Annotated in this window: 23 protein-coding genes, 1 tRNA gene and 1 pseudogene; 8 read left to right on the top strand and 17 right to left on the bottom strand. The window is 58.1% G+C overall.

The features are described from left to right. Positions 1 to 18 precede the first annotated feature (18 nt). From CGZ77_RS05300 to CGZ77_RS05285, 4 genes are all read right to left on the bottom strand, one after another. On the bottom strand, positions 19 to 2,220 hold the full coding sequence (locus CGZ77_RS05300) for a UvrD-helicase domain-containing protein (protein WP_009427583.1): 2,202 nt from the start codon (positions 2,218 to 2,220) through the stop codon (positions 19 to 21). Between the two features lie 199 nt (positions 2,221 to 2,419). Further along, positions 2,420 to 3,463 (bottom strand): 3-deoxy-7-phosphoheptulonate synthase AroG, encoded by a 1,044-nt coding sequence (gene aroG / locus CGZ77_RS05295; protein ID WP_009427586.1) that lies wholly within the window; start codon positions 3,461 to 3,463, stop codon positions 2,420 to 2,422. 224 nt (positions 3,464 to 3,687) lie between these two features. Next, positions 3,688 to 4,566: a DegV family protein gene (locus tag CGZ77_RS05290; protein WP_009427588.1), complete on the bottom strand. Its 879-nt coding sequence runs from the start codon at positions 4,564 to 4,566 to the stop codon at positions 3,688 to 3,690. 180 nt (positions 4,567 to 4,746) lie between these two features. Beyond that, positions 4,747 to 5,217 carry a CinA family protein gene (locus CGZ77_RS05285; RefSeq protein WP_009427589.1) on the bottom strand — a complete coding sequence of 157 codons (471 nt, stop codon included), beginning with the start codon at positions 5,215 to 5,217 and terminating at the stop codon, positions 4,747 to 4,749. A 297-nt stretch (positions 5,218 to 5,514) separates the two neighbouring features. Between CGZ77_RS05285 and efeB the strand changes: the two genes are divergently transcribed. Further along, positions 5,515 to 6,801 carry an iron uptake transporter deferrochelatase/peroxidase subunit gene (gene efeB, locus CGZ77_RS05280; protein ID WP_009427591.1) on the top strand — a complete coding sequence of 429 codons (1,287 nt, stop codon included), beginning with the start codon at positions 5,515 to 5,517 and terminating at the stop codon, positions 6,799 to 6,801. 49 nt (positions 6,802 to 6,850) lie between these two features. Here the strand turns inward: efeB and CGZ77_RS05275 are convergent, their stop codons facing one another. The 7 genes from CGZ77_RS05275 to CGZ77_RS05245 form a co-directional block, all read right to left on the bottom strand. Further along, positions 6,851 to 7,402 carry a DNA-3-methyladenine glycosylase I gene (locus CGZ77_RS05275; protein ID WP_009427592.1) on the bottom strand — a complete coding sequence of 184 codons (552 nt, stop codon included), beginning with the start codon at positions 7,400 to 7,402 and terminating at the stop codon, positions 6,851 to 6,853. Beyond that, positions 7,399 to 8,061: a dethiobiotin synthase gene (gene bioD, locus CGZ77_RS05270; RefSeq protein WP_009427593.1), complete on the bottom strand. Its 663-nt coding sequence runs from the start codon at positions 8,059 to 8,061 to the stop codon at positions 7,399 to 7,401. The genes CGZ77_RS05275 and bioD overlap by 4 nt, the downstream gene beginning before the upstream one ends. Position 8,062: 1 nt before the next feature. Next, on the bottom strand, positions 8,063 to 9,352 hold the full coding sequence (gene bioA / locus CGZ77_RS05265; RefSeq protein ID WP_009427594.1) for an adenosylmethionine--8-amino-7-oxononanoate transaminase: 1,290 nt from the start codon (positions 9,350 to 9,352) through the stop codon (positions 8,063 to 8,065). A 348-nt stretch (positions 9,353 to 9,700) separates the two neighbouring features. Then, positions 9,701 to 10,147 carry a hypothetical protein gene (locus CGZ77_RS05260; RefSeq protein ID WP_036496882.1) on the bottom strand — a complete coding sequence of 149 codons (447 nt, stop codon included), beginning with the start codon at positions 10,145 to 10,147 and terminating at the stop codon, positions 9,701 to 9,703. Between the two features lie 194 nt (positions 10,148 to 10,341). Next, the gene (gene coaD, locus CGZ77_RS05255) at positions 10,342 to 10,854 is read right to left on the bottom strand and encodes a pantetheine-phosphate adenylyltransferase (RefSeq protein WP_009427597.1); all 513 of its coding nucleotides are present in this window, start codon (positions 10,852 to 10,854) and stop codon (positions 10,342 to 10,344) included. A gap of 122 nt (positions 10,855 to 10,976) precedes the next feature. Continuing rightward, positions 10,977 to 11,669 (bottom strand): Bax inhibitor-1 family protein, encoded by a 693-nt coding sequence (locus CGZ77_RS05250; protein ID WP_009427598.1) that lies wholly within the window; start codon positions 11,667 to 11,669, stop codon positions 10,977 to 10,979. Positions 11,670 to 11,769: 100 nt separating this feature from the next. Beyond that, positions 11,770 to 12,009, bottom strand: a complete 240-nt coding sequence (locus CGZ77_RS05245; RefSeq protein WP_009427599.1) for a GlsB/YeaQ/YmgE family stress response membrane protein — start codon at positions 12,007 to 12,009, stop codon at positions 11,770 to 11,772. A gap of 962 nt (positions 12,010 to 12,971) precedes the next feature. Here CGZ77_RS05245 and CGZ77_RS05240 point away from each other — a divergent pair. Both CGZ77_RS05240 and CGZ77_RS05235 read left to right on the top strand, forming a co-directional pair. Continuing rightward, complete coding sequence (locus CGZ77_RS05240) at positions 12,972 to 13,478, top strand: C40 family peptidase (RefSeq protein ID WP_083479466.1); 507 nt, start codon at positions 12,972 to 12,974, stop codon at positions 13,476 to 13,478. A 17-nt stretch (positions 13,479 to 13,495) separates the two neighbouring features. Further along, positions 13,496 to 13,714, top strand: a complete 219-nt coding sequence (locus CGZ77_RS05235; RefSeq protein ID WP_009427601.1) for a hypothetical protein — start codon at positions 13,496 to 13,498, stop codon at positions 13,712 to 13,714. Positions 13,715 to 14,003: 289 nt separating this feature from the next. On the opposite strand, the gene CGZ77_RS05230 is transcribed toward CGZ77_RS05235, so the two are convergent. Genes CGZ77_RS05230 through CGZ77_RS05220 form a run of 3 tightly spaced genes read right to left on the bottom strand, consistent with a single transcriptional unit; the run spans position 14,004 to position 15,617 of the window. Further along, entirely contained in the window at positions 14,004 to 14,744 is a 741-nt protein-coding gene (locus tag CGZ77_RS05230; protein WP_009427602.1) for a phosphate/phosphite/phosphonate ABC transporter substrate-binding protein, read from the bottom strand. A gap of 2 nt (positions 14,745 to 14,746) precedes the next feature. Further along, on the bottom strand, positions 14,747 to 15,226 hold the full coding sequence (locus CGZ77_RS05225; RefSeq protein ID WP_009427603.1) for a PAS domain-containing protein: 480 nt from the start codon (positions 15,224 to 15,226) through the stop codon (positions 14,747 to 14,749). 4 nt (positions 15,227 to 15,230) lie between these two features. Further along, positions 15,231 to 15,617, bottom strand: a complete 387-nt coding sequence (locus CGZ77_RS05220) for a roadblock/LC7 domain-containing protein (RefSeq protein WP_009427604.1) — start codon at positions 15,615 to 15,617, stop codon at positions 15,231 to 15,233. A gap of 484 nt (positions 15,618 to 16,101) precedes the next feature. On the opposite strand from CGZ77_RS05220, the gene nfsA reads away from it, so the two are divergent. After that, entirely contained in the window at positions 16,102 to 16,845 is a 744-nt protein-coding gene (gene nfsA / locus CGZ77_RS05215; protein ID WP_094031003.1) for an oxygen-insensitive NADPH nitroreductase, read from the top strand. Between the two features lie 280 nt (positions 16,846 to 17,125). Here nfsA and efeO read toward each other — a convergent pair whose 3' ends face one another. From efeO to CGZ77_RS05200, 3 genes are all read right to left on the bottom strand, one after another. After that, entirely contained in the window at positions 17,126 to 18,310 is a 1,185-nt protein-coding gene (gene efeO / locus CGZ77_RS05210; RefSeq protein WP_009427607.1) for an iron uptake system protein EfeO, read from the bottom strand. Positions 18,311 to 18,320: 10 nt separating this feature from the next. Next, positions 18,321 to 19,139: an iron uptake transporter permease EfeU gene (gene efeU, locus CGZ77_RS05205; RefSeq protein ID WP_094031002.1), complete on the bottom strand. Its 819-nt coding sequence runs from the start codon at positions 19,137 to 19,139 to the stop codon at positions 18,321 to 18,323. A gap of 297 nt (positions 19,140 to 19,436) precedes the next feature. Beyond that, positions 19,437 to 19,742 (bottom strand): MGMT family protein, encoded by a 306-nt coding sequence (locus CGZ77_RS05200; protein ID WP_094031001.1) that lies wholly within the window; start codon positions 19,740 to 19,742, stop codon positions 19,437 to 19,439. Positions 19,743 to 19,878: 136 nt separating this feature from the next. Here CGZ77_RS05200 and CGZ77_RS12050 point away from each other — a divergent pair. The 4 genes and pseudogenes from CGZ77_RS12050 to nusG form a co-directional block, all read left to right on the top strand. Continuing rightward, positions 19,879 to 19,959 (top strand): annotated as a pseudogene (locus CGZ77_RS12050) (IS1595 family transposase); the annotation flags it as partial. A gap of 25 nt (positions 19,960 to 19,984) precedes the next feature. Next, a tRNA-Trp gene (locus CGZ77_RS05195) sits at positions 19,985 to 20,060 on the top strand. Positions 20,061 to 20,120: 60 nt separating this feature from the next. After that, positions 20,121 to 20,546: a preprotein translocase subunit SecE gene (gene secE, locus CGZ77_RS05190; protein ID WP_009425973.1), complete on the top strand. Its 426-nt coding sequence runs from the start codon at positions 20,121 to 20,123 to the stop codon at positions 20,544 to 20,546. Between the two features lie 6 nt (positions 20,547 to 20,552). Further along, the gene (gene nusG / locus CGZ77_RS05185) at positions 20,553 to 21,086 is read left to right on the top strand and encodes a transcription termination/antitermination protein NusG (RefSeq protein WP_009425974.1); all 534 of its coding nucleotides are present in this window, start codon (positions 20,553 to 20,555) and stop codon (positions 21,084 to 21,086) included. The last annotated feature ends 31 nt before the right edge of the window (positions 21,087 to 21,117 follow it).

Here is a 21,117-nt window from a genome sequence, read left to right as displayed (position 1 = left end):
TGCCTTGAAGCCCTACTTTCAGACGGCCTCTAATTTGGCAAACGCGGTATCCAGTTCTTTCACGCCCTGTTTGCCGAAATTGATGGTCAGGCGGGCGGATTGGCCCTTGTCGGCGGCGTCGATAATCACGCCTGTGCCGAATTTGGCGTGGCGCACGTTTTGGCCGATGCGGAAACCCGCGTAGCTTTGCGCCGGTTGGTAGCTTTCGGAGGCGCGTATGTCGCTGCGGCGCGTTTGGGGCGCGTCGGCGAAAGTAGCGGTTTTTGGCGGCGAGAGAAAGTGCAGCACTTGGGGCGGGATTTCTTCGACAAAGCGCGACACCACGCCGAATTGGGTTTGGCCGTGCAGCATCCGCTGTTGCGCCATGCTGATATACAGCCGTTTGCGCGCGCGCGTGATGGCAACGTACATCAAACGGCGTTCTTCTTCGAGGCCGCCGCGCTCGGCCAGCGAGAGTTCGCTGGGGAAGCGGCCTTCTTCCATGCCGGTGAGGAACACGGTGTCAAATTCCAAGCCTTTGGCGGCGTGCACGGTCATCAGCTGCACCGCGTCTTCGCCTTCGCCCGCCTGGTTTTCGCCCGATTCGAGCGCGGCGTTGCTCAAAAAGGCCAGCACGGGAAAGGCCGGGTCGGCGGCGGCGTTGTCGGGCAGGATTTCAAAATTGCTCTCTTCGGGCTTGAACGCGATGGCGGCGTTGACCAGTTCGTCGAGGTTGTCCAAACGGTCTTGGTGGTCGCCTTTTTGCGTTTGGTAATACTCGATAAGGCCGCTGTCGCGCACGATGCCGGACATGATTTCGGCCAGCGGCATTTGGCCGACTTGGGTGCGCAGGTTTTCGATCAGGCGCACGAAGGCGGCCACTTTGGCGGCTTTCGCACCGGCGGCGCAGGCGGCCTGCCACAGCGACACACCGGTTTCGGCAGAGGCCGTCTGAATGTTTTCAATCGTGCGCGCGCCGATGCCGCGCGGCGGTACATTGATTACGCGCAACAGGGCGTTGTCGTCGTCGGGATTGACCGCCAGACGCAGGTAGGCAAGGGCGTGTTTGATTTCCTGCCGCTCGTAAAAGCGCAGGCCGCCGTAGATTTTGTAGGGCAGGCCGCTGCGGAACAGGGCTTGTTCGATCACGCGCGATTGGGCATTGCTGCGGTAGAGCACGGCGGTTTCGCGCAACAGCTTGCCTTCGCGGTGCAGGGCTTTGGTTTCTTCAACGACAAACTGCGCTTCGTCAAAATCGGAGGGCGCGGAGAAAAAGCGGATTTTGTCGCCCGCTTCGGCATCGGTGCGCAGGTTTTTGCCCAAACGATCGCCGTTGTTTTCAATCACGGCGTTGGCGGCAGCAAGAATGTTGCCCACCGAGCGGTAGTTTTGTTCGAGTTTCACTGGCGCGTCGATGTGAAATTCCTGCATCAGCGCGGTCATGTTGCCGACGTGTGCGCCGCGAAAGCGGTAGATGCTCTGGTCGTCGTCGCCCACGGCAAACACGGCGGCGTGGCTGCCCGCCATCAGCTTGAGCCATTTGTATTGCAGCTTGTTGGTGTCTTGGAATTCGTCAACCAGAATATGGCTGAAACGGTTTTGGTAGTGCGTACGCAGGATTTCGTTGCGCGCCAGCATTTCGTAGCTTCGCAGCATCAGCTCGGCAAAATCGACTACACCTTCGCGCTGGCATATTTTGTCGTATTCGGCGTAGCACTCGATCATGCGGCGCGTGTGCGGGTCGGGCGCTTCGAGCGCGTCGGCACGCAGGCCGCTTTCTTTTTGCGCGTTGATAAAGCCCTGCAATGAGCGCGGCGCGATGATTTCTTCGGCGATGTTGAGGCTTTTGAGCAGGCGTTTGATGAGCGAGAGCTGGTCGCCGCTGTCGAGAATCTGAAACGAGGCGGGCAGACCCGCGTCGCGGTGGTGCAGGCGCAAAAAGCGGTGGCACAGGCCGTGGAACGTGCCCAGCCACATGGCGCGCACGTTTACCGGAATCATCGCGCCCAGCCGCGTCTGCATTTCTTTGGCGGCCTTGTTGGTAAACGTTACCGCCATGATGCTGTGCACGCTGGCCTGGTTGGTCTGCAAAAGCCAGGCGATTCGCGTGGTGAGCACCCGCGTTTTGCCGCTGCCCGCGCCCGCCAAAACGAGCGCGGATTGCGGCGGCCAGGTTACGGCGGTGAGCTGTTCGGGATTGAGGTTTTGCAGCAGGGCGGAGGGGGATTCGTTGGGAAACATGGGAGGCCGTCTGAAAAATCGGAAAGGGCGTATTTTAGCGGATTAGGCCGTCTGAAAATGCGTTTGCGGGTTTTCAGACGGCCTCTGCGGATGGACGCGGACGGCGGGCGATACGCCCTGCCCGAATGTCGGAGGCCGTCTGAAAGTCCGTAGAAACGGTTTTCAGACGGCCTTTTTATGTTTGGCGCTGCCGTGCCGTTCAAACGCGGCTGCGGTTGGCGTCGGCCAACAGGGCGAGCAGCTCTTCGGTAGTGTCCCAGCCGATGCAGGCGTCGGTGATGCTTTGGCCGTAGATTTCGGGTTTGTCCTGACGGCCTTCGACGAGGTGGCTTTCAACCATCACGCCCATGATGTCGTTTTCGCCGTTTTTGAGCTGCTGCGCCACGTCGCGGGCGACTTCCATCTGGCGGGTGTAGTCTTTGCGGCTGTTGGCGTGGCTGCAGTCGACCATCAGCTTGGGGGTGACGCCCGCTTTGGTCAGTTGCTCCGACGCTTCCCGCACGAAGCGGCTTTCGTAGTTCGGCTCTTTGCCGCCGCGCAGGATAACGTGGCAGTCGGGGTTGCCTGCGGTGTGGACGATGGCGGAATGCCCCGCTTTGGTAACGGACAAAAAGTGGTGCGGATGGCTGGCGGCGCCGATGGCGTCGATGGCGATTTTGAGGTTGCCGTCGGTGCCGTTTTTGAAGCCGACGGGGCAGGAGAGGCCGCTGGCAAGCTCGCGGTGCACCTGACTTTCGGTGGTGCGCGCACCGATAGCGCCCCAGGAAATCAGGTCGGCGTAATACTGCGGCGTAATCATGTCGAGAAACTCGGTGGACGCGGGCATGCCGAGATTGTTGAGATCGAGCAGCAGGCGGCGCGCCTGACGCAGGCCGTAGTTGATGTCGAAAGTGCCGTCCAGATGGGGGTCGTTAATCAGGCCCTTCCAGCCGACGGTGGTGCGCGGTTTTTCAAAGTAAACGCGCATGACGATGAGCAGCTCCTGTTCGTATTGTTTTTTCAGCGGCAGCAGCTTTCGCGCGTATTCGAGGGCGGCGGCGGGGTCGTGGATGGAGCAGGGGCCGATGATGGCGAGCAGGCGTTTGTCGCGGCCGTGGACGATGTCGGCGATTTGGCGGCGGGTGCCGGCGACGAGTTCCTGCGCGGCGTCGCCTGCGGGCAGCTCGTAAAGGTGGGCGATGGGGGGGAGGAGTTCGGCGATGCCGCTGATGCGGATGTCGTCGGTGCGGTTTTTTTTGGTCATGGCGCGGCCTGTTGTTTTTATGGATGAAAGGAGGAGAAGGATAGCGGCGGCGGCGGGGAATGGCAAGCCGCTCGGTGCTTCTTTGGCAATAAAATTGCTTTATTCCGCTTTTTTTATCCGTTTTGTTATTTTTTAGGCTGTTTTTTCTTTTGTTTTGGCATTTCGTTGTGCATCAGGCCGTCTGAAAGGTTTCAGACGGCCTGATGCGGAAAGTGGTGCGGGATTCAGAGCAGCTTGTCGACGCGGGCGATGCCGACGGCGTCGGGGCCGATGTGGGCGCCGATAACGGGGGAAATGGGGAAGGCTTCGGGCGTGATACCGGTTTTGCGGTGCAGCCTCTCGGCGAGGTTTTCGTAGAGGGCGCGGTTGCCGCCGTAGAGGCCGTAGAGGCGGACGGGTTTCTGCCGCAGGGCTGCGGCGGCGCTTTCCACCAACGCGTCGAGGGTGTTTTCCGTTTTGCGGCCGATGTCCACTCGCGAGAATTGTCCGTCGTAAAAGCGCAGCACGGGTTTGAGGTCGAGCAGGCCGGCGACGAATTTTTCCGTGGTGTTGAGGTGCGGCAGTCGGCGCAGGTGGGCGAGGCTGTGGACGCTGAACACAATTTCGGCGCCGGGTTTGAGGCGTTCGAGGTGTTCGACCACGTCGGCGGCGGCAAAGCCCTGGCGCAGCAGCTTCACCGCTTCGAGGGCGAAGTGGCCTTCGGCGATGCAGGCGGTGCCGGTGTCGACGATGTAGGTTTGGATGTCGCGCGCCGTTTCCGCCGCGACTTTGCGCACGGTGTCGACGGTGTCGCTGATGCGGCCGCTGAGGGTGGTGACGATGATTTCGCGGTAGCCCGCGTCGCGTATCTGGCGGAACAGGGCGCGGACGGCGGCTTCGGCGGGCGGCGAGGTGCGGGTTTCGCCTTCGGGGTTTTCCGTCTGGCTCTGGTAGAAGGCTTCGGGGTGCAGATCGAGGCCGTCGGCGTAGACGAGGCCGTTCATGTGGATGTTGAGGCGCAGGATGTAGAGCAGGTCGTCGAGGCCGGAGAGCTCGTCGAGCGAGCCGGTGGAGGTGGCGACGACGGCGCAGCGTATGGGTGGTTCGGTAAGCGGGGCAGACATGGCGGGGCGGCGGAAAAAACAGATGAAAAACGGGCGCGGATACTAAGCGTTTGCGCGGCGGTTGTCTAGTTTGACAAGCGGCTTAATGTAATGAAATTTATCTGAAAAATGCGGTCGATAGTTTTTTATGTGTCACGTGCGCGAATGGGGCAACCGTGCTTTCAGACGGTCTTTTGCGCCTCAGCGGCGCACGGCCTGCGCCAGCCATTCCAGCGCGAAGGACACGGCCTCCCGCCGTATTTCGTCGCGGCTGCCGTGAAAATGCGCCGTGCGGGCGGCTGTGCCTGCGGCCGATGCCAAACCGAAGCACACCGTGCCCACCGGTTTTTCCGCGCTGCCGCCGCCTGGGCCGGCGATTCCGGACACGGAAAGGGCGAAGTCGGCCTGCGCCGCTTTGAGCGCGCCTGCGGCCATTTCGCGCGCCACCGTTTCGCTGACCGCGCCTTCGCGCCGCAGGCTGTCGGGCGAGACGCCGAGCAGCTTTTGTTTCGCTTCGTTGCTGTAAGTGACAAAGCCCGTTTCAAACCAGGCCGAGCTGCCGGGCAGGCGGGTGAGTTCCGCCGCCAGCAGACCGCCCGTGCACGATTCGGCACAGGTGACTTTCAGACGGCCTGCCGCCAGATTGGCGGTGAGTACGGCGAGTGTGTTCATCAATAAGGCTCCGTAGTTGCGTTGGCCGATTGTATAGTGAGTCAAAATGAAAAATCTACGGCGTTGCTGCGCCTTGTCGTACTACCTGTACTGTCTGCGGCTTGCTGCCTTGTATCTTTTTCATTTTGACTCGCTATATGGCAAGTCTGCCGCGACTGCACGGGCGGCATGGCATCGGGCGCGTGCGCTCGGGTATAATTCTTATTTGTAAGAATCTGCACGGAGCCGTCTGAAAACGAAGTGAAAAAGCGGTTTCAGACGGCCTCGAATCAAAAACAACGGACACAAGGAGCTAACATGAAACACCCCGAAAACCCGAGCCGCCGCCGCCTGCTGCAAAACGCCGCCGCCCTCTCCGCCGCCGCCGCCCTTGCCGCCTGCGGCAAAAACGGCGATAGCGCCGAAGGCGCGGCAGAGAGGCCGTCTGAAAGCAAAGGCGAAGGCGGACAGTTTGCCGGCCACAGCCAAACCGCCTACGACTGCTACGGCACGCACCAGGCCGGCATCACCACCCCGCACCAGCCCTTCGGCATCCTCTGCGCCTTCGACATCACCGCCGCCGACCGCCCCCGCCTGATCGACTTTTTCCGCACCCTCACCGCCCGCATAGAATTTCTCACCAAAGGCGGCGAACTGATCGACGGCGACGACAAACTGCCGCCCGCAGGCAGCGGCCTGTTGGGCAAAGTGCTGCCGCCCGACGGCCTCACCGTCACCGTATCCGTTGGTAACAGCCTGTTCGACGGCCGCTTCGGCCTCGCGGGCAAAAAGCCCAAGCATTTGCAGGAAATGAAAGACTTCCCCAACGACGAACTGCGCAAAGAATGGTGCGACGGCGACATCGGCATCCAAATCTGCGCCTTCTCGCCCGAAACCTGCCAAAACGCCCTGCGCGACATCATCAAAAACACCGCCAAATACGCCGTTATCCGCTGGACGGTGGACGGCTGGCTGCCCAAGCCCGAACCCGGCGCCATCGCCGCCCGCAACCTGTTGGGCTTCCGCGACGGCACGGGCAACCCCGACGTCTCCGACCCCAAAATCGCCGACCAAGTCCTGTGGACGGGCGTGGCCGAAAACAGTCTCGACGAGCCCGCGTGGACGAAAAACGGCAGCTACCAAGCCGTGCGCCTTATCCGCCACTTCGTCGAATTTTGGGACAGAACACCCTTGCAGGAGCAAAACGCCATCTTCGGCCGCGAAAAATACAGCGGTGCGCCCTTGGGGCAGAAACACGAGAGCGATATTCCCGATTACGCCAAAGACCCCGAAGGCAAAGTCATTCCCAAAGACAGCCACATCCGCTTGGGCGACCCGCGTGATCCCGAGTTTATGAAAAAACACCTGCTCTTCCGCCGCCCGTTCAACTACTCGCTGGGGCTCGCCAAAAACGGCCAGCTCGACGTCGGCCTCATCCTCGTCATGTATCAGGCCAACCTTGACGACGGCTTTATCTTCGTGCAAAACCGCCTCAACCTCGAACCCTTGGAAGAGTATGTCAAACCCTTCGGCGGCGGCTATTTCTTCACCCTGCCGGGCGTGGAAAAAGGCGGCTTCCTCGCACAGGGGCTGCTGCTCGATTAAAACGCCGCACCATCGGCGCATGAGGCCGTCTGAAAGCCCTAAAAGGCTTTCAGACGGCCTCCGTCCATTTGGGTTTCTGCCGCAATACCCGCGCGTACACCGGGCAGCTTTCGCCGTGCGCGCCTTTGAGATAGCCCGTGCTCATCAGAAACTCGCCGACGATTTCGCCGCCGACGAATTTGAAATGTTTTTTAAACAGCTTGACCCAGTCGTTTAAGCTGCGCGGATGGTGCGCGTTCAGCCAGTTTTCAAACGAGCCGTATTCCTGCCGCAAGGCCAGAATCCGATTGGCGTTGTCAATGGCGGCGTTGATTTTCAAACGGTTGCGCACGATGCCCGCATCGGCGAGCAGACGCGCGCGGTCGGTGTCGTCGAAGGCGGCGACAGCGGCGATGTCGAAGCCGCGGTAGGCCGTCTGAAACGCCGCGCGTTTGTTTAAAACCAGCGTCCAGCTCAGCCCGGCCTGATTGATTTCGAGCACCAGCCGCTCAAACAGCGCGTTGTCGCCCGAAACGGGGAAACCGTATTCGTGGTCGTGGTAGTGTTTGTTGGGGTTGTCGGTGTCATCGGGCAGGGCGTTGGCAAGGTCGCAGTAGCTCATGGTTGCGCGCTCATTTCTTCCATTGTTTCAAATACCGCATCGGGGAAGTGGCGTTGCAGATAATTTTGCAGATAGGCGGCGGTTTCGTTTTCGATCAGCGCGTCGGTTTGTGGGAAGCGGTTGTACACCAGCATTTCCACGGCAATGCCGTTGTGGCGGCAGGCTTCGAGTGTGAGCAGGGTGTGGCTGATGCTGCCGAGCCGCCCAGAGGTAACAATGATTAAGGGATAACCCTGATTGCGGACGAAATCCAGCGTGGTTTCTTCATCATTGAGCGGCACAGCCAGCCCGCCCGCGCCTTCGAGCAACACATAATCGTAACGCGCGGCCAGCGTTTCGGCGGCGCGGGCGATGGCGGCGGGGTTAATGGTTTTGCCCTCCATGCGGGCGGCCAAATGCGGCGAGCAGGGGTAGGCAAACAGGTAGGGGCAGGTGCTGCCGTCGAGGTCTTCGGGCAGCAGCGGCAGGTTTTGCAGGCGGCGGTGGGTTAAAAGGTCGTCTGAAACTTTTTCGCAGCCGGTCTGCACGGCTTTGGCGGTAATCACCGAATGCCCCAGCCGCATGAGTTTGGCGGCGAGATAACTGGTGGCAAAGGTTTTGCCGATGCCGGTGTCGATACCGGTAACAAACAGGATTTTGCCTTTTGGTGTCGAACTCATTTTACGCTCCGTATTCTTCTGCCAGCGCGCCAATCAGGCCATCTGAAAGTGTTTCCAAATCATAGTCTTGCATTATAAACGGCGGCATGGTGTACACCAGTTTGCCGAAGGGGCGCAGCCAGATGCCGCGCTTGACGAATTTGGGCTGCAGGCGGCGCAGGTTCACAGGTTCGTGCATTTCCACCACGCCGATGGCGCCGAGTACGCGCACGTCTTTCACCGCCGCGATTTCACGCGCGGGGGCGAGGCCGTCTGAAAGCTGCCGCCCAATCCGCGCGACATTCTCCTGCCAGCCGCCTTCCAACAGCAGCTTCACCGATTCGGCGGCCACGGCGCAGGCGAGCGGGTTGGCCATAAAGGTGGGGCCGTGCATAAAGCAGCCCGCCGCGCCGCCGCTGATGGTGTCGGCGATGTGTTTGTGCGTTACCGCCGCCGAGAGCGTGAGATAGCCGCCGGTTAAGGCTTTGCCGAGACACATGATGTCGGGGACGACACCGGCGTGTTCGCAGGCGAACAGTTTGCCGGTGCGGCCGAAGCCGGTGGCGATTTCGTCGAAAATCAGCAATACGCCGTGTTGGTCGCACAATTCGCGGGCGGTTTTCAGGTATTCGGGCGAATAAAAATACATGCCGCCCGCGCCCTGAACGACGGGTTCGAGAATCAGCGCGGCGATTTCGTGCGCGTGTTTTTCCAGCAGATCCGCCAGTGGCGCGGCGGCCTCTTCGCGCCACGCTTCGCCGAATTTCACGCTCGGCTGCGGCAGGAAAAACTGCACGGGCAGGCTGCCGGAAAACAGGCCGTGCATGCCGGTAACGGGGTCGCACACCGACATCGCGTGCCAAGTGTCGCCGTGATAACCGGCGCGGATGGCGGCGAATTTGTGTCGCCCTTTTCGATTGAGCGCGTGCTGGTACTGCACCGCCATTTTCATCGCCACTTCCACCGCCACCGAGCCGCTGTCGGCGTAAAACACGGTGTCCAAGCCTTTGGGTAGAATGCCGAGCAAAACCTGCGTCAGTTCGCCGACGGCATCGTGTGTGAAGCCGCCGAACATGATGTGGCTCATTTTTTCGAGCTGGCGCGCGGCGGCGGCATTCAGGCGCGGATGGTTGTATCCGTGCACCGCCGCCCACCACGACGACATGCCGTCGATGAGCGTTTGCCCCGTTTTCAAATGAATGCGCACGCCCTCGGCGCGTGCCACGGGATAAACGGGCGCGGGGTCGGCGGTGGAGGAATAGGGATGCCAGATGTGGGCTCGGTCGAGCGAGAGGAGGGTTTCGGTGTTCATGGTTTTGGGGAATTGATGGTGGAACAACACAAGCGGGTATTTTGCCAAATAACGCAAATGCGGTTTGTGAGGCAGGGTGGGCGGCGGGGACGGCCTCAGCAGTCTTTTATTCAGACTATGCCGAACCTAAGGTAGGGTGTGTCGCCCCAAGTCGACGCACGCGGTTTGTGCCACACAGCCAATCCGAGAGTTAGCCTGTGAATCCCAAACCGCGTGCGTGGCTGCGCCACCCCCTACCTTGGCGACAGAGGCCGTCTCCGCCTGCACGGGGATGACGTTTCTGAAAAGTGTTTTTGGTTGCGCCGAAACTGCGTTTTAACTTCGTTGAAGCTACGCTTTCAGACGGCCTCAACAGTCTTTGCCGGTGATGCGGAAGGGGGCGGCGACGGGACGGCCGTCGGCGGCAAGGACATGGAATTCGAGGGCGTAGCGGCCTTGGGTGAGGATGTCTCGTTCGGCGCGGCGGCGGCAGCTTTCGCGCACCATGCCGCGCTTCATTTCGGCCTGGGCGCGGCGGCGGGCGGCGGGGGTGATGCCGTGTGTGTTTTTCAGGCGTTTGAGGACGACGGTGTAGACGAAGGTGTCGTCGGCTGCGCGGTAGCGGATGTCGCGCACGGCCACGTCGGGGTCATCGTCGCGGTTGGCGCGGCGCAGCATTTGCGCGGCTTTGCGTCCTTCGGCGTCGCGCTGCGCGCTGCTGAGGCCGGCAAGCTGGCGGCCGAGCGGCGGTTCGGCCGATTGGCGGACGCAGGCGGCGAGAAGGAGGGCGGCCAGAATCAGGGCGGTTTTGTTCACGGGAGCTCCTTTGTGCGGGGAAACGGTTGGTTTTGCACCGCCGCGTGTCGCGTGTTCGGAAACGACATCCCCGCACAGGCGGGGACGGCCTGAATCGGTTGCGGCGCGGTGCGGCTTGGTTGCGCTTTGCAATACGCGTTATGCGGCCTTCGGCGGCGGGTGTTTCCTGTTTCGAGGCCGTCTGAAAAACGGGTTCAGCCGCTGCTTTGGTGGTCGCGCAGGATTTTTTCGTACACTGCTTCGGGCAGGTAGCGGCGGACGGTGTCGCGCCAGCCGACGGGGCCGACCATGCCTTTGACGAGGGTGGACGACACTTCGGCGTATTCGCGCGGCGGAATGAGCAACACGGTGGAGATTTCGGGCTGGAGGTCGGAATTGATGTGGCGGATGGTGCGTTCGTATTCGTAGTCCGAAGCGCTGCGGATGCCGCGCACGATGTAGCCCGCGCTGACGCTGTGGGCATAGTTGACGAGGAATTGGTTTTCGTAGGAATCGATGCGCACGTTGGCAAAGGGCGCGGTGATGTCTTCGAGCATTTTGCGGCGCTCGGCGACGGTGTAGGTGGATTTTTTGTCGGGGTTGACGCCGATGGCGACGATGAGTTCGTCGAAGAGCGCCTGCGCTTCGCGTATCATCCACAGGTGGCCGTTGGTGGGCGGGTCGAAGCTGCCGGCATACACGGCGCGGCGCAGGGCTTTGGTTTGCATATCGTTTTTGGTGCTTTGGTGCGGCTGGTGGGAGAGCGGGCAGAATAGCGGGATTGTGAAGAAATGTCAAAAGGCCGTCTGAAAACTTTAAGGTTTTCAGACGGCCTTTTGTTTTTAGGTGCTTAGTCGTCGCTGCCGGCAAAGGCCAAGAGGATGCGCAGCAGGCTGGTAAAGAGGTTGTAGATGGAGATGAAGATGGTCAGCGCCGCGCTGATGTGGCTGTCTTCGCCGCCTTCCACCACCACGCGGGTCTGCCACATGATAACGAGCGAGCTGAATACGACAAACGCGCCCGAGATGGCAAGACCCAGCATGGGGATGCCGAAGGCGAAGTTGGCAACAACGGCTATCATCAGCACGATACCGCCGATAGTCAGGAAGCGGCCGAGCGAGTTGGAATTGATGTTGGCTTTCGCACCCGTTACCGACATTACGCCGAAGATGGCTGCGGTCATCAGGGCGGCCGTGCCGACCAGCCCCGCGCCGCCTTGGATCGACAGGCTGTATTGCAGCAGCGGGGCGAGCAGGGCGCCCATGCCGAAGGTGAAGACCATCAGCAGGCCGGCGCCGACGTTGCTGTAACGGTTTTTCTCGATGAGGAAAACCATGCCGTAGAAGAAGGCGAGAACGGCGATGAAGCCCGCCCAGCGGTTGCCGGTGAGGGCATAGACGTTGAAGTTTGAGGCGGCTGCCGCAAATGCGCCCAGCGCACAGGGGATAAAGGACAGCGCCAGAAGGCCGTAGGTTTTGCGCAGAACGGTGCTGCGCTGCACGCCTGCGGCGGGGTTGGTGTAGTCGTAAACATCATTTTGCATGGTGTCGTTCCTATGTGTGGGTTGGTAAAAAAAGCGCGATTGTAACAGCAAGCGGCTGTTTGTTGGAGAAATTGTAGCGTTCAGACGGCCTTTTGCGGCCTCATCGGGCAGCGAGGCGGCTGTAAACGGCGAGAATGGCAACGGCGGCTGCGGTAGACACAATCCAGCCTGCCGGTTCGCCCTGCGCGTACCAGCCCAAAGTCTGTCCCGCCCAACTGCCGAGCACCGAGCCGCCGATGCCCAAAAGCGTGGTCATGATGATGCCGAGTTTGTCGCGGCCGGGGTAGATGAATTTGGCCAGTACGCCGATGACGAAGCCGATAATCAGAGTGACGATCATGGTTGTTCCTTTTCCTTATTGTGTGTCTGTGACAAGCCGGGATATGGCGCGTTTTTGCGGAATTTAAAGTGTGTTGTCGTGTTTTTGTCCGCGCAACGGGGAACAGGCTCGGAGGCCGTCTGAAAACCACAGCGGGCGCGGGCGGACAAATCGCACACGGCGGGCAAAATTGGTATCATCGCGGCTGTTATAGGGTAGCCAAGCGCCCTGCGGCTTTTGCCGCCGCACGCCATTTTTTTCAGACGGCACACAGAGGCCGTCTGAAAACGTGTTATCCGGCTTTGCCGGCAAAATCGAAGAGAAACAACAGCATGACTTATCTGAAAAAGCTTTTCGCCCCTGCCTTCGCCGCGCTCGCTCTGCTGTGCGCCGCGCTGCCGGTTCAGGCCGCCAACAAGAAAGCCGAGCCGAAAACCGCTGCCAAAAAGGAAGCGCCTAAAGGCAAAAAAGACGGTGCCGACAGTAAAAAACAGCCCGCCGCGAAAAAAGAAAGCACGGCCAAAGAGCCGACGAAAGGTAAAAAAGAGGCGGTAAAAGGTAAAAAAGACGCGGCACAGGAGAACAAAAAAACGGCCAAAAAAGAAGTGCCCGCCAAAGAAGACAAAACCAAAGGCGGTAAAAAAGACAGCGGCAAAGACAAAGGCCGCAATGCCAAAGACGGCAAACAGAAAACTCCCGCAGGCAAGGCGGACGATGCAAAGAAGAAGGGTAAGGCCGACACGGCGAAGAAAACCGAGTCCGGCAAAACCGCGCAGAAAAAAGAGCCTGCGAAAAAGGAAGCGACCAAAAAAGAGCAGTCTAAAAAAGAAGCAAAAGAAACGGCCAAACGCGAGCCTGCGCCGAAACCGCCCAAGCCTGAAACCCCGCCCAACCGCGATTTTGTCCGCCGCTCCGAAACGCAGTTTCCACCCGCCGTGCAGAGCGAAGAGCCGAAGGCCAAATCCGCTTACGACGAGTCGGCGATGCAGGCTCTGGTCAGGCAGCAGGCCGAAAAGGAAAAACAGAAGGAAAGGCAGGCCGCCAAAACCGCAGAGCCCGCCATGCCCTCGGGTTCGCCCGTTTCCCGCCGCGAGGCCGACGAACTGATCGGCAGCGCGATGGGACTGCTCGGCGTCAGCTACCGTTTCGGCGGCACATCGGTCAGCACAGGCTTTGACTGCAGCGGCTTTATGCAGCACATTTTCCGCAAAACCATGCAGATCAACCTGCCGCGCACGTCGGCCGAACAGGCGCGGATGGGCGTGGGCGTGTCGCGCAGCGAATTGCAGCCGGGCGACATGGTGTTCTTCCGCACCTCGCGCGGCCGCATTTCGCACGTCGGCCTCTATATCGGCAACAACCGTTTCATCCACGCGCCGCGCACGGGCAAGAGCATCGAAATCACCAGCCTGTCCAACAAATACTGGAACAGCCGCTACGCCCTGGCGCGCCGCATCAAACGTTTCGACTCCGGCCGCTTCGCCAACTGACCGAAAGAACTTCCGCCATGTCCATGCCCGAAATGCCCAAATGGTACGGCGACGACGGCAGCGTCGTTTCCTGCACCGAGAAAATCAAAGTGATGAACGAAAATATGAACGAGCTGTTCCAACTCGCGCAGGACGCTTTCGAGGACGCGCTGCTGATGGGCTGCGGCGAAAAGCAGCTGCGCGAATACCTCGCCGCGCTGGTGGCGGGTGTGGAAAACCCCTACCGTTCGGAGTAGGAGGCCGTCTGAAAGCCGTAGGCGCGGCTTTGGGCGCAACGGCAGCGGGAATGGGAGGCCGTCTGAAAGCGTTTTCAGACGGCCTTTCGCTGTTTGGTGTTGGAAATGTGTGCTTGCTCTGCGGTTGCGGAAGGTGTTGGGTGAAACGGTGTTTAAAGGCCGTCTGAAAGTTTTTCAGACGGCCTTTGTGCGTGGTGCAAATTCGGGCTGCGCAGGATAGGGAAAGAGGCCGTCTGAAAGCCTGTTTCGGGTTTTCAGACGGCCTCTTTAAGCCTGTGCGGCGGTGGGTTCAGTCTTCCAGCGTAGTCAGCAGGTCGAGCATGGTTTCCACTTCTTCCTCTTCCGTTTCGGCGAAACCAGCGGGCAGGCCGAATTCTTTGAGGACGGCGCGGCCGTTGTCGCAGCGGTTGAGCTTGAGGAAGGCCGATTTGACGTCTGCCGCTTTTTCCTGCGAGTCGGGGTGCAGCAGAATCAGGTGGCAGATGTCGTCGATGGCGCTGCGCATGATGACGCGGAATTGCCGTTTGCCGAAGTCGGACAGGCCGTCGTACAGGCCGGCCATTAGAAAACCGATGCAGGCTTTGCCGTGGAAAACGGAGGTGAGCACGGCTTCTTCCGAGTGTTCGCGCAGGGTGCGGGTGTTGGAGCTGTCGAGATCGAAGCCTTCGAGCAGGCGCATGCCGATCAGGCGGACGTCTTCGTCGGCGCAGGCGATGCCGCAGCCGGCTTCGACATCGCGCAGGCTGCGGTAGGGCGCGTCGGCGCGGCAGATGACGACCATTTCGTCGGACACGGCAGCGGGTTTGAGCAGCGGCAGCCAGCCTTCTTCGCGGATGAGGCGGGAGGCGGAAAAGGAGCTGACGTATGCCAGGCCGCTTTTCTGACTCGCCAGCGAAACGGCCAGTTCGTCGGCATCGTGCGGCATATGCAGTCTGACGGGGCTGCCGAGTTCGCCGCGGATGAAGCTGCCCAGCAGATACCAGGCGCCGAAATGGGCGGGAAGGTAGTCGGGGGCGACGGTAAACTGCATGGTCAGCACCTTTCCGATTCGCGCATTTCGCGGTACAGCTTGCTGATTTCGCGGATTTTCTCTGCCGAGGCGCGGCGGCGGACGGAGGTGTAGCCCTGTATTTCGCCTTTGCGGATATTGGGGATTACGGTGGCGTAAACCCAATAGTAGCGGCCGTCTTTACGCAGGTTTTTGACGTAGCCGTGCCATTTTTCGCCGTTAGAGACTTTGTGCCACAAATCGGCGAAGGCGGCTTTGGGCATGTCGGGGTGGCGCAGGATGCTGTGCGGGCGGCCGATGATTTCGTCGCGGTTCCACGCGCTCATGTGGACGAAGGCATGGTTGGCGTGGGTGATGATGCCGTTGAGGTCGGTGCGCGAGGTAATCAGTTTGCCGTCGGGAAATTCCACTTCTTCGTTGAGGACGCGGCGGTCGTCGGCGGGGCTGCTGCGGCCGCTGCGGACCACGTCGGCGTAGGGCATGTCGGCGGAAATGTACATCATGGCATCAGTCTCCGTATCCGAGCTGCTTGCGGATTTCTTTTACGGCTTTGCGCAGGTGGACGAGCATCATGCCCAGCTGTGTGCCGGTGTGGGTGGTGCTTACCAGTGCCAAATCGTCGCTGATCTGCATCAGCAGCACGTCGCCCTGGTTGCCCTGCAAGGTCATTTGGTTGAAGCTGCCGCAGGAGAGCATGCGGGCGGTTTGGCCGCACAGCGACATCAGCGCCGCCGACAGCGAGCCGACGCGGGTGGAGTCGATATTGCGTTCCAGCACGCTGACGATGGGCAGGCCGTCTACGGAAACGATGGCCGAGGCCGTCAGCCCTTTCGATTGGGAATGAAGCGTGTCCAATGTATGACGCAGAATGTCTGTTTTTACCGTTTTGTTCATGGTTTACTCCTCTTAATTGTTAACGCAGTCCAAACAACACAATAAAACGCGGGCAATATGCCCGCCCCTAGAAAAATGCGCGCATTTTAAAGTTTAATATATTATTGATTTTTTGATTTGGTGCAAATAAAAAAATTTTAATCAATAAAGTCTTTAAAATTCAAAATGATTGTGACAAATAGATATTAATGGAAACATTCATAAAATCTTCTTTTTTCAAAGCGGGATTATTCCGATAAAAAAGAACCGTTAATATAAAGTCATAACAATAAATAACCAAAAATTCTTCTTGTTTGCAAAACGCAACACAAATACAACAAACGTTAATTTTAAATCCGGACGACGCCATTTCGCGGCAGAGCGCTTGCAAGGGTCGGAAAAAACATCTGCTGTCCGGCAGAAAGAGCAGCAGGCCGTCTGAAAGCGTTTCAGACGGCCTCTTCTGCTATAATCGCCGTCCCGACAAACTGCAAAGGAAAACCGCATGACCCTCAACAGCCTTCCCGCGCTGGACACCGCGCTTTCCCACCGCTCCATCCGCCGCTTCACCGAGGAACCCGTTTCCGCCGAAATGCTCGCCGCCGTGCTCGAAGCCGGCCGCGCCGCTTCCACATCGAGCTATCAGCAGAACAACAGCGTCATCCGCGTCAGCGACCGCGAAATCCGCAAAGGGCTGCGCGAAATCTGCGCCTCCGAAGGCGGCATGGGGCATGCCTATGTCGAGCATTGCGCCGAGTTTCTCGTGTTCTGCATCGATGCCGCCCGCCATCACACGGTGGACGCCCAAGTGCAGACCGACTGGACGGAAGTGCTGCTCACCGGCGCGATTGACGCGGGCATTATGGCGCAAAACGTCGTGCTGGCCACCGAATCTCTCGGCCTCGGCGCGGTGTATATAGGCAGCATCCGCAACGATATTGCCCGCGTCGGCGAACTGCTCGGTCTGCTCGAACACACCGTGCCGCTGTTCGGCCTCTGCCTCGGCCACCCCGACCAGCAGCCGCTGCAACGCCCGCGCCTGCCGCTGGACACGCTGGTGTCGGAAAACCGCTACCGTCCCGCCTCCGCCGAAGTGCTCGCGGCCTACAACGAAGAGGTGAAAACCTATTACCGCGAACGCAGCGGGCGGGATTTGGACTGGGCGGGGCAAATCGCCAACACCCTCGCCCGCCCCGTGCGCCCGTTTGTGCTCGGTTATCTGCAAGGGCAGGGTTTCGCCAAACGCTGAACCGGTTGGCAGAGGCCGTCTGAAAAGGCGGCCTGCCGCATCGGCAGAAGAGGCCGTCTGAAAGATTCGTTTTCAGACGGCCTTTTGGTGTTTTGTCTGCCTGTGTCGGCGCGGAATGCTTGACACCTGTGCCGCTGTCGGGCTTGGTTTGAAACCGTTATTACAGACGTTTGAGGTTTAAAAAAGGCCGTCTGAAAACCGTATTTCGGGTTTTCAGACGGCCTTTTAACGCTTCATCCGCCCGCTGCGGGATGCGGCGGAAACGGCGTTTTCAGACGGCTTAGTTCAGACCGAGTACGCCGCGCAGTTTGCCCAGTTCTTCGGCCAGAGTGTTGATCGGGGCTTTGAGCTGGGTACGGTCGGCTTCCGACAGTTTGTCGTAGGTTTCGAAGCCGTCGCCTTTTTTGTATTTCGCCAGGATGTCGTTGATCTGTTTGAAGTTGGCATCGACGGTATCCAGGAGGGCTTTGTCTTTTTCGGCAATCATCGGACGGAAGAGTTCGACGATTTTCTGCGAGCCGTCGATGTTGGCCTGGAAGTCGGAGAGGTCGGTGTGGCTGTAGCGGTCTTCCTCGCCGGTGATTTTGGTGCCGGCCACTTCTTCGATCAGCGCCGCCGCGCCGCCCACCACTTTGCTCGGCGGGAAGCTCAATACGTCGATTTCGGCTTTCAGCGCTTTCACGTCTTTATCGAGCTTGTCGGCGGTTTCCTTTACTTTGTCGTCGATTTTGTTGTCCACCCACAGCGCGTGTTCGATGCGGTGGAAACCGGTGAAGGCGTCGTCTTTGGCTTTTTCTTTGTAGTCGTCTTCGCGCGAGTCGATGGCGGGATCAAGCTCGTTGAACAGCTCGGCAATCGGCTCGATGCGTTCGTAGTGGACGCGGGTGTCGGCAAACAGGGCTTTGGCTTCGTCAACTTTGCCCGCTTTCACGGCGGCGGCGAATTTCTCGGTTTTTTCAACCAAGAGCTTGGCTTCGCCTTGGACGTAAACTTTGTAGTCGGCCAAAGGCTGCGCCAGTTTGGCCATGTCGGCCTGCGCGGGATCGGCTTTGAAGCCGCTGTCGGTGACGACCAGTTTGCCGCGCGGGTTGGTCAGCAGGCCGCAGGTCATTTCGTAAGTGCCGGGCATCAGGGTGACGGTCATTTTGTCGGACAAGCTGGGAGCGATGTTTTCGCGCTCGTCCACCACCATCACGCCTTCGAGAATCTCCCATTCGAGCTTGCGGCCGCTGTTGTTCTTGATGTTGAACACGGTTTTGCCGCTGGGTACGGTCAGTTCCATCGGATCGCAGGCGGTGTCGGTAACGGCGATGTTGATGCTGCCGTCGGCATTCGGCGCGGCTGCCGCACCGGATGCGGCTGCTTCGCCTGATGCGGGCGCGGCGGGTTTGTCGGCCTCAGGCGGCTGGCAGGCTGCCAGTCCCATGGCCAGTAAAACGGATAAAGTGATGCGTGTCATATTCATAAAAAACTCCTTAACGGGAAGACGAAGCGGCTTGGCTGCCGCGTAAGAACCAAAACAAAACAGGAAACAAATAAACTACATACCACAGAACATCGCTGACGGTCGGATGGTCGGTATAACCGAAAAATCCGCCCATCAGCACGCCCAACGGACTGTCTTCGTGCAGAAAACCGGAAAAATCGGCAATCACCTGCTGACCGGCATTCCACACGCCTGCCTCATGCAGCGCGCGGAACGAACCCGACAGCAGCCCGGCGGCGACGAAAATCAGAAACACACCCGTCCAGCGGAAAAATTTTCCCAAATTCAGACGGATGCCGCCCTGATACAGCAAAATCCCGACCGCGGCGGAAGCCAAAAGCCCGCCTGCCGCGCCCAGCGGCATACGGCTGTCGGGGCTTTGCGTGAACACCGCAATCAGGAAAAACACACTCTCCAAACCCTCGCGCATCACGGCCAAAAAAGCCATCAGCACCAAAGCCCAGCCCGAACCGCCCTTATTGAGCGCGGCCTGAATCGAGTCCTGCAACTGCTGTTTCATCGACCGCGCGGCCTTCTGCATCCACAGCAGCATATAGGTCAGCATGCCCACGGCCAGCAAACCGATCATGCCGACAACAAATTCCTGCTGCTTCTGCGGAATCTCGCCTGTGATGCGGTGGATGGCAAAACCCAGCCCGAAGCAGATCAGCACAGCCGCCGCCACGCCCAGCCACACCTTCGGCATCAAATCATGATGGCCGGACTGTTTCAAAAATCCGGCCACAATACCGACAATCAGCGCCGCTTCGATACCCTCGCGCAGCATAATCAGAAAAGCAATCAACATAAAAATTCGTTCTGACGCATGGTTAAAATACGCAAATATTATCGCCGCTTCACGGAGCGAATGCAAACGGTTTTCAAGATATTTGATGCCGAAAAGATTTTCGGCTGCGCAAACCGTTGGCACAAAAACAGACAGGCCGTCTGAAAACAACCGCCGCACATTCGGGCAGAAGCTTTCAGACGGCCTCTCTGTTTTGTGAAAACCCTATCCGTAATTTTCACCACGGATTGGCGTGCAGAAAATACCTACTGTCTTTAATAAAAGATAAAGCCTAATTAAAGATGCCGGCTCACAGTCCTAACAATCCCACTGATATGTCTTCAAACAAACATGGTTCTCGTCTTTCAGCACCACCCCTTCATCGCGCAGCAAATCTGCCTGCGCCGCCCAACCCGGCACCAGCCGCCCTGCGGCATTGACCACGCGGTGACAAGGATAATCGCCGTAATCCGCCGCATGGCGCAGCACGCAGCCGACCAGGCGGGCGTTTTTGTCCCTGCCGATCAGGCGGGCGATTTGGCCGTAGGTGGCGACTTTGCCAAAGGGGATTTCGGCGACAGCGGAAAGGATTTCGTAGGCTAGGCGGTCGTTTTTGAGGCGCATAGATAAAGTTGGAACACAAGCTATGAACTTGCATTATTTGTTAAATTTTAAAGGGGCTGTACTAGATAAGCAGTCATGTTAGACTGCAAAAACGAAGATAACCCGTTGTAAACTAAAAAAGAGTATTTAAAAGAAAATGCTTCAATTTTTTGTACTCGAAGTTACCGCCCGTTCAGCTGCCGATATTTTGGGCATTCAGCCCAATTCGGCAGTGGTGTCTACCGTAATCGCTTAAAGTTTAGAGGCCAGTAGCTCAATTGGTAGAGTATCGGTCTCCAAAACCGAGGGTTGGGGGTTCGAGACCCTCCTGGCCTGCCAAATAAGAAAACTAACCGGCCTAGGGTCGGTTGGTTTTTTTATTTTTAAGGGTTTTATATAATGGATAAACAAGATATTGGGAAAAGGGCTGAGTCGGTAACTGTACTTATGGATCCTAAGTTGCAAAAGCAGGTTAGGAAATCAATGGCTAGATTTTTGATAAAATTAGCGCTTATTATGTTGCTGTCTGTGGGGGTGTGGTTTGCACTTGGTCAAACAACCAGTGTTCCTGGCTATATTCAAAATCTACTCATTGCTTTTGCAATCTTTGCGGGTATTGTTATTGTCATGTGGGGTAACTTTTCTCGATTTGTCCGATATGTTAAGGATTCTGTAGTCGAGCTTAGGAAGGTTGTATGGCCTGAGAAAGCGTATACGATAAAAATGACAGGTTTTGTTTTGGTGTTTGCCGGTGTGCTTACTGTTTTTATTTATGTCGTTGACTCTGTAATTTCTTGGGTATTGTTTGATCTGCTGATGAGGTAGGAATAAATGTCTAAAAAATGGTATGTGGTTCAGGCATATTCTGGATTTGAAAAGAATGTACAAAAAACGCTTAAAGAAAGAGTTGAGCGTGAAGGAATGCTGGATTATTTTGGTTCGATTTTGGTTCCTGTTGAAGAAGTGGTGGATATTAAGAACGGACGAAAAACGGTTAGCGAAAGGAAATTTTTTCCTGGATATGTGCTTGTTGAAATGGAAATGACGGATGATTCTTGGCATTTGGTAAAAAGTACCCCAAGGGTATCAGGTTTTGTTGGTGGGAGTGGAAACCGTCCTTTGCCTATTTCGCAGAGGGAAGTGGATGCGATTATGGCGCAAGTACAAACCGGCGGTGAAAAACCAAAACCAAGAGTGGAGTTTGAGATTGGGCAGCAGGTCAGAGTAAATGAAGGACCGTTTGCTGATTTTAATGGAATCGTTGAAGAAGTTAATTATGAGCGAAATAGGCTGAGAGTTTCCGTTCAAATTTTTGGTCGAGAAACTCCTGTTGAATTAGAGTTTGGTCAGGTTGAGAAAGATTAGATAGGAAGGACAATTTACTTGCCTACCCTTG

Source organism: Neisseria sp. KEM232 (assembly GCF_002237445.1).
In the GTDB taxonomy this organism is placed as follows: domain Bacteria; phylum Pseudomonadota; class Gammaproteobacteria; order Burkholderiales; family Neisseriaceae; genus Neisseria.
This window is presented reverse-complemented; position numbering and strand designations above follow the sequence as displayed.

Excerpts from the sequence above, each read along its gene's own strand:
- coaD (WP_009427597.1), bottom strand. The coding sequence starts at position 10,854 with ATGCAAACCAAAGCCCTGCGCCGCGCCGTGTATGCCGGCAGCTTCGAC.
- CGZ77_RS05220 (WP_009427604.1), bottom strand. The coding sequence starts at position 15,617 with ATGAACAAAACGGTAAAAACAGACATTCTGCGTCATACATTGGACACG.
- CGZ77_RS05240 (WP_083479466.1), top strand. The coding sequence starts at position 12,972 with ATGCAGGCTCTGGTCAGGCAGCAGGCCGAAAAGGAAAAACAGAAGGAA.
- CGZ77_RS05250 (WP_009427598.1), bottom strand. The coding sequence starts at position 11,669 with ATGCAAAATGATGTTTACGACTACACCAACCCCGCCGCAGGCGTGCAG.
- CGZ77_RS05245 (WP_009427599.1), bottom strand. The coding sequence starts at position 12,009 with ATGATCGTCACTCTGATTATCGGCTTCGTCATCGGCGTACTGGCCAAA.
- CGZ77_RS05300 (WP_009427583.1), bottom strand. The coding sequence starts at position 2,220 with ATGTTTCCCAACGAATCCCCCTCCGCCCTGCTGCAAAACCTCAATCCC.
- bioD (WP_009427593.1), bottom strand. The coding sequence starts at position 8,061 with ATGAGTTCGACACCAAAAGGCAAAATCCTGTTTGTTACCGGTATCGAC.
- nusG (WP_009425974.1), top strand. The coding sequence starts at position 20,553 with ATGTCTAAAAAATGGTATGTGGTTCAGGCATATTCTGGATTTGAAAAG.
- CGZ77_RS05225 (WP_009427603.1), bottom strand. The coding sequence starts at position 15,226 with ATGATGTACATTTCCGCCGACATGCCCTACGCCGACGTGGTCCGCAGC.
- CGZ77_RS05230 (WP_009427602.1), bottom strand. The coding sequence starts at position 14,744 with ATGCAGTTTACCGTCGCCCCCGACTACCTTCCCGCCCATTTCGGCGCC.
- CGZ77_RS05290 (WP_009427588.1), bottom strand. The coding sequence starts at position 4,566 with ATGTCTGCCCCGCTTACCGAACCACCCATACGCTGCGCCGTCGTCGCC.
- CGZ77_RS05275 (WP_009427592.1), bottom strand. The coding sequence starts at position 7,402 with ATGAGCTACTGCGACCTTGCCAACGCCCTGCCCGATGACACCGACAAC.
- CGZ77_RS05285 (WP_009427589.1), bottom strand. The coding sequence starts at position 5,217 with ATGAACACACTCGCCGTACTCACCGCCAATCTGGCGGCAGGCCGTCTG.
- efeB (WP_009427591.1), top strand. The coding sequence starts at position 5,515 with ATGAAACACCCCGAAAACCCGAGCCGCCGCCGCCTGCTGCAAAACGCC.
- efeU (WP_094031002.1), bottom strand. The coding sequence starts at position 19,139 with ATGTTGATTGCTTTTCTGATTATGCTGCGCGAGGGTATCGAAGCGGCG.
- CGZ77_RS05235 (WP_009427601.1), top strand. The coding sequence starts at position 13,496 with ATGTCCATGCCCGAAATGCCCAAATGGTACGGCGACGACGGCAGCGTC.
- bioA (WP_009427594.1), bottom strand. The coding sequence starts at position 9,352 with ATGAACACCGAAACCCTCCTCTCGCTCGACCGAGCCCACATCTGGCAT.
- efeO (WP_009427607.1), bottom strand. The coding sequence starts at position 18,310 with ATGAATATGACACGCATCACTTTATCCGTTTTACTGGCCATGGGACTG.
- CGZ77_RS05200 (WP_094031001.1), bottom strand. The coding sequence starts at position 19,742 with ATGCGCCTCAAAAACGACCGCCTAGCCTACGAAATCCTTTCCGCTGTC.
- secE (WP_009425973.1), top strand. The coding sequence starts at position 20,121 with ATGGATAAACAAGATATTGGGAAAAGGGCTGAGTCGGTAACTGTACTT.
- nfsA (WP_094031003.1), top strand. The coding sequence starts at position 16,102 with ATGACCCTCAACAGCCTTCCCGCGCTGGACACCGCGCTTTCCCACCGC.
- aroG (WP_009427586.1), bottom strand. The coding sequence starts at position 3,463 with ATGACCAAAAAAAACCGCACCGACGACATCCGCATCAGCGGCATCGCC.